Below are 9073 nucleotides of genomic sequence, written 5' to 3'. Positions count from 1 at the left end.
CCACCAACGGCACCGGAACCCCTGGAACCTCCGAAGACCCGAGAGACTCGACCACCGGCCCCTGCTCCAACACCACATGCGCGTTCGTCCCGCTGGCGCCGAAGGAGGAGACCCCGGCCCGCCGGGGATGGTCGGCTCCGGGCCATTCCCGTGCCTCAGTCAGCAGCGACACCGCGCCTGAGGACCAGTCGACGTGCGGCGACGGCTCGTCCGCGTGCAAGGTGGGCGGCAACACCCCGTGCCGCATCGCCATCACCATCTTGATCACACCCGCCACCCCGGCGGCGGCCTGCGTGTGACCGATGTTCGACTTCACCGACCCCAGCCACAACGGACGCTCCCGACCCGAGCCATAAGCAGCCATCAACGCCTGCGCCTCGATCGGATCGCCCAGCGTGGTCCCCGTCCCGTGCGCCTCCACGGCGTCCACCTCCGGCGCCGCCAGTCCCGCGTTGGCCAGCGCCTGCCGTACCACCCGCTCCTGCGCCAGGCCGTTCGGCGCGGTCAATCCGTTCGACGCACCGTCCTGGTTGACCGCCGAACCACGCACCACCGCCAGCACCCGATGACCGTTGCGCAGGGCGTCGGAGAGGCGTTCGACGACGAGCACCCCGGCCCCCTCCGACCAACCGGTGCCGTCGGCGGCGGCGGAGAACGGCTTGCACCGGCCGTCGGGGGCCAGCCCGCGCTGGCGGCTGAACTCGATGAACGGGGTGGGCGTGGGCATCACGGTGACGCCGCCGACGAGGGCGAGCGAGCACTCGCCCTGGCGCAGCGAGGCGGCGGCGAGGTGAAGCGCGACGAGCGAGGTCGAGCAGGCCGTGTCCACCGTGATCGCCGGCCCCTCCAGGCCGAACGTGTAGGCGACCCGGCCGGTGGCGATGCTGCCGACGTTGCCGGACAGCAGGTGGCCCTCAAGCTCCTCGGGCAGGGCACGCGGGTCCGTGACGTAGTCGTGGTACATCACACCGGCGAAGACACCGGTCTGGCTGCCGCGCAGCGACGACGGGTCGATCCCGGCGCGCTCCACCGCCTCCCACGACGTCTCCAGCAGCAACCGCTGCTGCGGATCCATCGCCAGCGCCTCACGCGGAGAGATCCCGAAGAACTCCGCGTCGAACTCCCCCGCGTCGTGGAGGAAACCGCCGGAGCGCGCGTAGCTGGTGCCCCGATGGTCGGGGTCGGGGTGGTAGACGGCCTGCCAGCCCCGGTCGGTGGGGAAGTCGCCGATGGCGTCCCCGCCCTCGGCGACCAGCCGCCACAGATCCTCCGGCGAACGCACCCCGCCGGGAAAACGGCAGGCCATCCCCACGATCGCGACGGGTTCGCCGGACGGTACGGGGCGGGGCGCCTCGCGGGGTTCGGGCCTGCCCGTCCTGAGGTGCCTGGCGAGGGCCTTGGGCGTCGGGTGGTCGAACACGACGGTGGCGGGCAGCCGCAGCCCGGTCACCTGGTTCAGCCGGTTCCGCATCCGCACCGCGAGCAGGGAGTCGAAGCCGAGGTCCTTGAACGCTGTGCCGATCTCCACCTGGCCCGGGTCGGCGTAGCCGAGGACGTCGGCCACCTGGGCTCTCACCAGGTCGAGCAGCTCTCGTTCGCTCAGCTCGGTGATCGCCGGGGCGGCGTCGGCGGCCCGGCGCGCGGGGGCGCGGACGAGGCTCCTGAGCGGAGGCGGGAGCGGGGCGTCGGCCGGTCGGCGTGCCTCGCGGGGGTCCAGGCGCGCGGGGACGAGCAGCGGGGCACCGACGGCGAGGGCGGCGTCGAAGAGTTCGAGACCCTCCTCGGTCGGCATCCGGGTGACACCGTTCTCGGTCCACCAGGTGACCTCGGTGTCGTCGAGGCCGCCGGTGAGCGCGCTGCGCTGCTCCCACGCCCCCCAGGCCAGGGAGACGGCGGGCAGTCCCAGGGCGCGGCGGTGCTGGGCGAGGGCGTCGACATAGGTGTTGGCGGCGGCGTACCCGGCCTGACCGGGAGCGCCCAGCACGCCCGAGAGCGAGGAGAACAGCACGAACGCGCCGAGGTCCCGCCCGAGGGTGAGTTCGTGCAGGTTCAGCGCGGCGTACGCCTTGGGACGCATGACGGCGTCGAGGCGGGCGGGGTCCAGCGACTCGACGATCCCGTCGTCCAGTACGGCGGCGGCGTGCACGACGGCCACCAGGTCGGGGGTCCGGTCGAGGACCGTGGCGAGCGCGTCGCGGTCGGCCGCGTCACAGGCGGTCACGGTCACGTCGGCGCCCAGGCCGCGCAGCTCGGTCACGAGGTCCGAGGCCCCGGGGGCGGCGGGTCCGAGGCGGCTGAGCAGGAGCAACCGCCGGACGTCGTGCTCGCGTACGAGATGACGGGCGATCTGGCCGCCGAGGGTCCCGGTGCCGCCGGTGATCAGGACGGTGCCGTCCAGGCGCGGCAAACCTGCGCCGGTCGCGGGGCCGGTCCTGGCCAGCCGGGGGACGAGCGCCCGGCCTCCGCGTACGGCCACCTGCGGCTCGTCGGGTACGAGGATCGGCTGGTCACCGTCTCCCAGGTCCACCAGGACGAAGCGGCCAGGATGCTCGGACTGGGCGGAGCGGAGCAGTCCCCACACGGGCGCGTGGCCGGGGGCGACGGCCTCCCCCGGGGTTCCGGTACCGACCGCGCCCCGGGTGACCACCACCAGCCGGGCGGAGACGAACCGCTCCTCGGCGAGCCACTCCCGGACGACCCGCAGGGCCCACCGGGCCGCCTCGTCCGGGCCGGCCTCCCGGGGCGCCTCCACGAGCACGGTGCCGGGGACGAGCTCAGGCACGGCGGCGAGATCAGGCACGGTGGCGAGGTCGGGGTGTGGGACGAGCGGGGCGAGCGGGGTGACCTCCCGGCCGTCCCGCGCCGGGATCCAGTCGACGGTGAACAAGGACGCGACAGGACGGCCGGTGAGCCGTCTCACCGGGACGGAACGCACGGTGAGGGAGTCGACCTCGACGACGGGCCGGCCCTGCTCGTCGGCCGCCTCGACGCGGAAGGCGTCCGTGCCGATGGGGGTCAGCCGCACGCGCAGGGTGGTCGCGGCACGGGTGTGCAGCCGGATCCCGGCCCAGGCGAACGGCAGCAGGACCTCGCCGTCGCCTGCACTCATCTCGCGGGCGTGCAGGGCGGCGTCCAGCAGTGCCGGGTGGATGCCGAACCGGGCCGCGTCGTCCTGACCGGCGGGCGGCAGGGTCACCTCGGCGTAGACGTCGCCGCCGTGCCGCCAGGCCGCCCGCAGCCCCTGGAACGCGGGCCCGTAGACGTACCCCTGTTCGGCGAGCCGGTCGTAACGGTCGCGGACGTCCATCGGCTCGGCACCGGCGGGCGGCCACACCGGCCCGCCCACGGCCGACCACCGCAGGGCGTCCACCAGCCCGCCCGCAACCGGCTGCCGCGGGTCGTCCACCGGCCCGCCTGTGGCCGGGCCGAGCAGGCCGCTCGCGTGCCTGGTCCAGGTGTCGGAGCCGTCCTGCCGCGAGGAGACGTGCACCGGCCGGACGCCCGTCGCGTCCCCGGCACCGGCGACGACGCGGAGACGCACGCCTCCGCGCTCGGGGAGGACCAGCGGCGCCTCCAGGGTCAGCTCCTCCACCTGGCCGAGCCCGGTGTGCGCGCAGGCGTGCACGGCGAGTTCGGCGAACGCCGCCCCGGGCATGAGCACGGTTTCCCGTACGGCGTGACCGGCCAGCCACGGATGGGTCTCCAGTGACATCCTGCCCGTCCACACCAACCCGTCCTCGTCCGTGCCGTCGAGGACGGCACCGAGCATGGGGTGCTCATCGGGTACGAGGCCGAGGCCGTGCGCGTCGGCCGCCGGGGGCGGTGCGTCCAGCCAGTAGCGCTTCCTCTGGAAGGGGTAGGTGGGCAGGTCGGCGTCCAGATCCGGGGGTGCGTCCCCGAACGCTGGGGACCAGTCGACCTCCACCCCGTGGACGAACGCCTCGCCCAGCGAGAGCAGGAAGCGGTCCATGCCGCCTTCGTCGCGGCGCAACGTCCCCACCGCAGCGCCCTCAACCCCCGCCGCCTCCAGGGATTGCTCCACCCCCACCGTCAACACCGGATGCGGACTCACCTCCACAAACACCCGGTGTCCAGCGTCGATCAACCCCTGGGTCGCCTGCGCGAACCGCACCCGCTCGCGCAGATTCCGGAACCAATACGCGCCATCCAACGGCTCGTCCAACCACCGCCCGCTCACCGTAGAAAAGAACGGCACCTGCGGCACCAAAGGAGTCACCGACGCCAACGCCTCGGCCAACTCCCCACGCATCTCCTCCATCTGCGCCGAATGCGAGGCGTAATCCACCGCGATCAGACGGCACCGCACCCCCGCCGCCTCACACTCCGCCACAAACCCCGCCAACACCCCCGCCTCCCCCGACACCACGGTTGAAGCCGGACCGTTCTCCGCCGCCACCGACAACCCACCCCAGTTCGTGATCCGCTCCTCCACCTGCCGCGCCGACAAAGCAACCGACGCCATCCCACCCCGACCCGCCACCCCACTCAGCAACCTGCTACGCAACGCCACCACCCGCGCACCATCACCCAACGACAACCCCCCCGACACCACCCCAGCCGCGATCTCCCCCTGCGAATGCCCCACCACCGCAACCGGCTCCACCCCAAAACCCCGCCACACCTGCGCCAGCGACACCATCACCGCCCACAACACCGGCTGCACCACCTCCACCCGATCCAAACCGGTCCCGCCACGCACCGCATCGACCACCGAAAAATCAACCAACGGACTCAAAGCCTCAGCACACTCGGCGAACCGCTCCGCGAACACCGGCGAGGACTCCAACAACCCCGCACCCATCCCCACCCACTGCGACCCCTGACCCGGAAAAACAAACACCCCACCACTACCTAAAACCCGGCCTCGAACCGACTCCCCACCCACCACCACCCCACGATGCTCAAACCGCGCCCGACCCGACACCAACACCCGACCCGCACCCGCCGACACCACCCGACCCCGCAAACCCGCCACCAAATCCCCCACCGCACCCACCGACCGACCCGACACCACCAACGGCACCGGACCGGCCGCCCGCTGACCTTCCGCGACCTCCGCCGCCTCCGGCCCCTCCTCGACGATCACGTGCGCGTTCGTGCCGCTCATGCCGAACGACGAGACCGCGGCTCTCCGGGCTCCGGCGTTCCTCGGCCACTCCCGTGCCTCGGTGAGCAGCGACACCGCACCCGACGACCAATCCACATGCGGCGACGGCTCATCCGCGTGCAACGTCCGCGGCAACACCCCATGCCGCATCGCCATCACCATCTTGATCACACCCGCCACCCCGGCGGCGGCCTGCGTGTGACCGATGTTCGACTTCACCGACCCCAACCACAAAGGACGCTCCCGACCCGAACCGTAAGCCGCCATCAACGCCTGCGCCTCGATCGGATCACCCAGCGCCGTACCGGTCCCGTGCGCCTCGACCGCGTCCACCTCCGACGCCACCAACCCCGCATCCGCCAACGCCCGCCGCACCACCCGCTCCTGCGCCGGACCATTGGGCGCCGTCAACCCGTTCGACGCACCGTCCTGATTCACCGCCGAACCACGCACCACCGCCAGCACCCGATGACCGTTCGCGAGGGCGTCCGACAGGCGCTCCACCAGGAGCATGCCGACGCCCTCCGCCGCGCCGAACCCGTCGGCGGCGGCGGAGAACGGCTTGCACCGGCCGTCGGGGGCCAGGCCGCGCTGGCGGCTGAAGAAGCGGAACATGCCGGGAGTGGACATGACGGCGATGCCACCGGCGAGGGCGAGCGAGCACTCGCCACGGCGCAGCGCCTGGGCGGCCAGGTGCAGCGAGACGAGCGACGACGAGCAGGCCGTGTCGACGGTGAGCGAGGGGCCCTCGAGTCCGAGGAGGTACGCGACCCGGCCGGAGGCGACGCTGGCGGTGGTGCCGGTGAGGAGGTGCCCGTCGAAACCGGCGGGCTGCTCGTGCAGCCGGGTCAGATAGTCCTGGTAGCTGAGGCCGACGAAAACGCCGGTCTGGCTGCCACGGGCCGAGGTGGGGTCGATCCCGGCCCGTTCGAACGCCTCCCAGGAGGTCTCCAGCAGCAACCGCTGCTGCGGGTCCATCGCCAGCGCCTCGTTCGGCGAGATCCCGAAGAACCCGGCGTCGAACTCCAGGGCGTCGTAGAGGAAACCGCCGTGTCGTACGTAACTCTTGCCCGGCCGGTCGGGGTCGGGGTCGTAGAGCCCCTCCAGGTCCCAGCCCCGGTCGGTGGGGAAGTCGCCGATGGCGTCCCCGCCCTCGGCGACCAGCCGCCACAGATCCTCCGGCGAACGCACCCCGCCGGGGAAACGGCAGGCCATCCCCACGATCGCGATCGGGTCCTCGGCGGTGACGGTGACGCGGGGCTCGGGGAGCCGTCCGGCCGTCCCGGTCACCGCCGACACCAGTTGCGCGGCCAGGGCCTCGGGGGTCGGGTGGTCGAAGACCAGCGTGGCGGGCAGCCGTACACCGGTCGCCGCGTTGAGGCGGTTGCGCAGATCCACGCCGAGCAGCGAGTCGAACCCGAGGTCCTTGAAGGGCAGGCCGGTCCGTACCGCGCCGGGGTCGTCGTGCCGGAGAACGGCGGCTACCTGGGCGCGTACCAGATCCAGCGCGACGCGGTCCCGTTCGGCGTCGCCCAGGCCCGCCAGCCGGGCGGCGAAGCCGTCGTCGTGCGCGTCCGCCGCGGCGATCGCCCGCGCCTCGGGCACACCGTCCAGCAGCGGCCTGGCGCGCGAGGCCGTGAAGGCGAGGTGGAAGCGCGGCCAGTCGATGTCGGCGACGGTGATCGCGGTCTCGTCGTGGTCGAGCGCCTGGCGCAGTGCCTGGAACACCAGGTCGGGCGCGAGTTCGCGCAGGCCGTGCGCCCTGCGCCTGTCGTCGCGCACCCAGTCGCCAGAGTGGATCACGGTGGCGGGCAGCCCTCGGGCGCGCCGGGAGCGGGCGAGCGCTTCGAGGTAGGCGTGACCCGCGGCCGTGCCCGCCCGTTCGGGGGTGCCGAGGGTCCCGGCGAGGGAGGAGATCAGCACGAAGGCGTCCAGGTCGCCGGTGAGCTCGCCGAGGATCGTCGCGCCTTCGAGGTGCGGCCGGGCGGCGGCGACGACCCGTTCGGGGGTCAGCTCGTCCAGCGGGGCGTCGTCTCCCGCTCCGGCCGCGTGGACGATCGCCGTCAGCGGCTGGTCGGCGGGGATGCCGCCGAGCAGCGCGACGACGGCGTCCCGGTCGGCGATGTCGCACGCGGCCACGTGGATCCGGGCTTCCGCCTCGTCCCGCGGCGTCCGCGCGTCCGGGGAGGCGGCGCCTCGGCGCCCGGCCATCAGGACGCGGTCGGCCCCCTGCTCCGCGAGCCACCGGGCGACCCGCGTCGCGACCGTGCCGGTGCCCGTGACCAGCACCGTCCCTTGCGGACGCCAGGGCCGCGCCGGGGGCGCGCCGTTCAGCGGAGCCCGCACCAGACGGCGTACCAGGACACCTTCTGCGCGTACGGCCACCTGGTCCTCACCGTCACCGGCGGCGAGGACCGCGGCCAGGTCCCCCGCGACGGCCTCCGTCACGGTCTCGGGCAGGTCGATCAGGCCGCCCCAGCGGTGAGGTCGTTCCAGGGCGATCACCCGGCCCAGGCCCCAGAGGGCCGCCTGGCGGGGGGCACGCGGCGGGTCGGCCTCGCCGGTGGCGACGGCGCCGCGGGTCACCAGCCAGAGCGGGCTCTGGACGCCCGCTTCCGCGAGCGCCCGCACCAGCCGCGTGGTCGCCGCCAGGGCCTCGTCCTCGTCGAGAAGCAGCAGGGACAGCGTGCCGGCGGCGTCAGCGTGTCCGCGCAGTGCCTCGGCCGCCCCTTCCGCGTCCACCTGGACCACGACGGGGGTGGCGCCACGAGCGCGGAGCGCCTCCGCGCACAGTCCGGTGAGCGGGTCGTCCTGACCTCCGGGCGGTACGGCGACCAGCCAGGTCCCGGAGAGCGACGCGGGTTCGGCGGTGGTTCCCTGCCGCCATTCGTCGCGGTAACGGCATCCGTCCACGGTCGTCGTCGGACCACCGGACCGGGCGGCGGGGGACGCGAGCCAGTAGTGCTTCCTTTGGAAGGGGTAGGTGGGCAGGTCGGCGTCCAGATCCGGGAGCGCGTCCCCGAACGCCGGTGCCCAGTCCACCTCCACCCCGTGCACAAACGCCTCGCCCAGCGAGAGCAGGAAGCGGTCCATGCCTCCTTCGTCGCGGCGCAACGTCCCCACCGCAGCGCCCTCAACCCCCGCCGCCTCCAGGGATTGCTCCACCCCCACCGTCAACACCGGATGCGGACTCACCTCCACAAACACCCGATGCCCCGCCTCGATCAACCCCTGAGTCGCCTGCGCGAACCGCACCCGCTCCCGCAGATTCCGGAACCAGTACGCGCCATCCAACGGCTCGTCCAGCCACCGCCCACTCACCGTGGAAAAGAACGGCACCCGAGGCGCTTGCGGTGCAATGCCCGCCAGCGCCTCCATCACCTCAGACCCGATCTCCTCCATCTGCGCCGAATGCGAGGCGTAATCCACCGCGATCAGACGACTACGCACCCCCGCTCCCTCACACTCGGCCACAAACCCCGCCAACACCCCCGCCTCCCCCGACACCACCGTCGAAGCCGGGCCGTTCTCCGCCGCCACCGACAACCCACCCCACCCAGCCAGCAACCCCTCCACCCGATCCACCGGCAATCCCACCGACGCCATCCCACCACCACCGGTCAACCCGCTCAGCAACCTGCTACGCAACGCCACCACCCGCGCACCATCACCCAACGACAACCCCCCCGACACCACCCCAGCCGCGATCTCCCCCTGCGAATGCCCCACCACCGCAACCGGCTCCACCCCAAAACCCCGCCACACCTGCGCCAACGACACCATCACCGCCCACAACACCGGCTGCACCACCTCCACCCGATCCAAACCCACCCCGCCACGCACCGCATCAACCACCGAAAAATCAACCAACGGACTCAAAGCCTCAGCACACTCGGCGAACCGCTCCGCGAACACCGGCGAGGACTCCAGCAACCCCGCACCCAT

The 9073-nt window shown here is 72.9% G+C and carries 1 protein-coding gene and 1 pseudogene; both read right to left on the bottom strand.

What is annotated here, in order from left to right:
* On the bottom strand, positions 1–8221 hold an 8221-nt coding region (locus tag ABT053_RS43085), incomplete at its 3' end, for an SDR family NAD(P)-dependent oxidoreductase (protein ID WP_350977950.1).
* Positions 8222–8230: 9 nt separating this feature from the next.
* Positions 8231–9073 (bottom strand): annotated as a pseudogene (locus ABT053_RS43080) (acyltransferase domain-containing protein); the annotation flags it as partial.

Source organism: Streptosporangium sp. NPDC002524 (assembly GCF_040295985.1).
Lineage (GTDB): Bacteria > Actinomycetota > Actinomycetes > Streptosporangiales > Streptosporangiaceae > Streptosporangium.
Note: the sequence above shows the minus strand (reverse complement) of the source record. Positions and strands in the feature narration are given on the sequence as shown.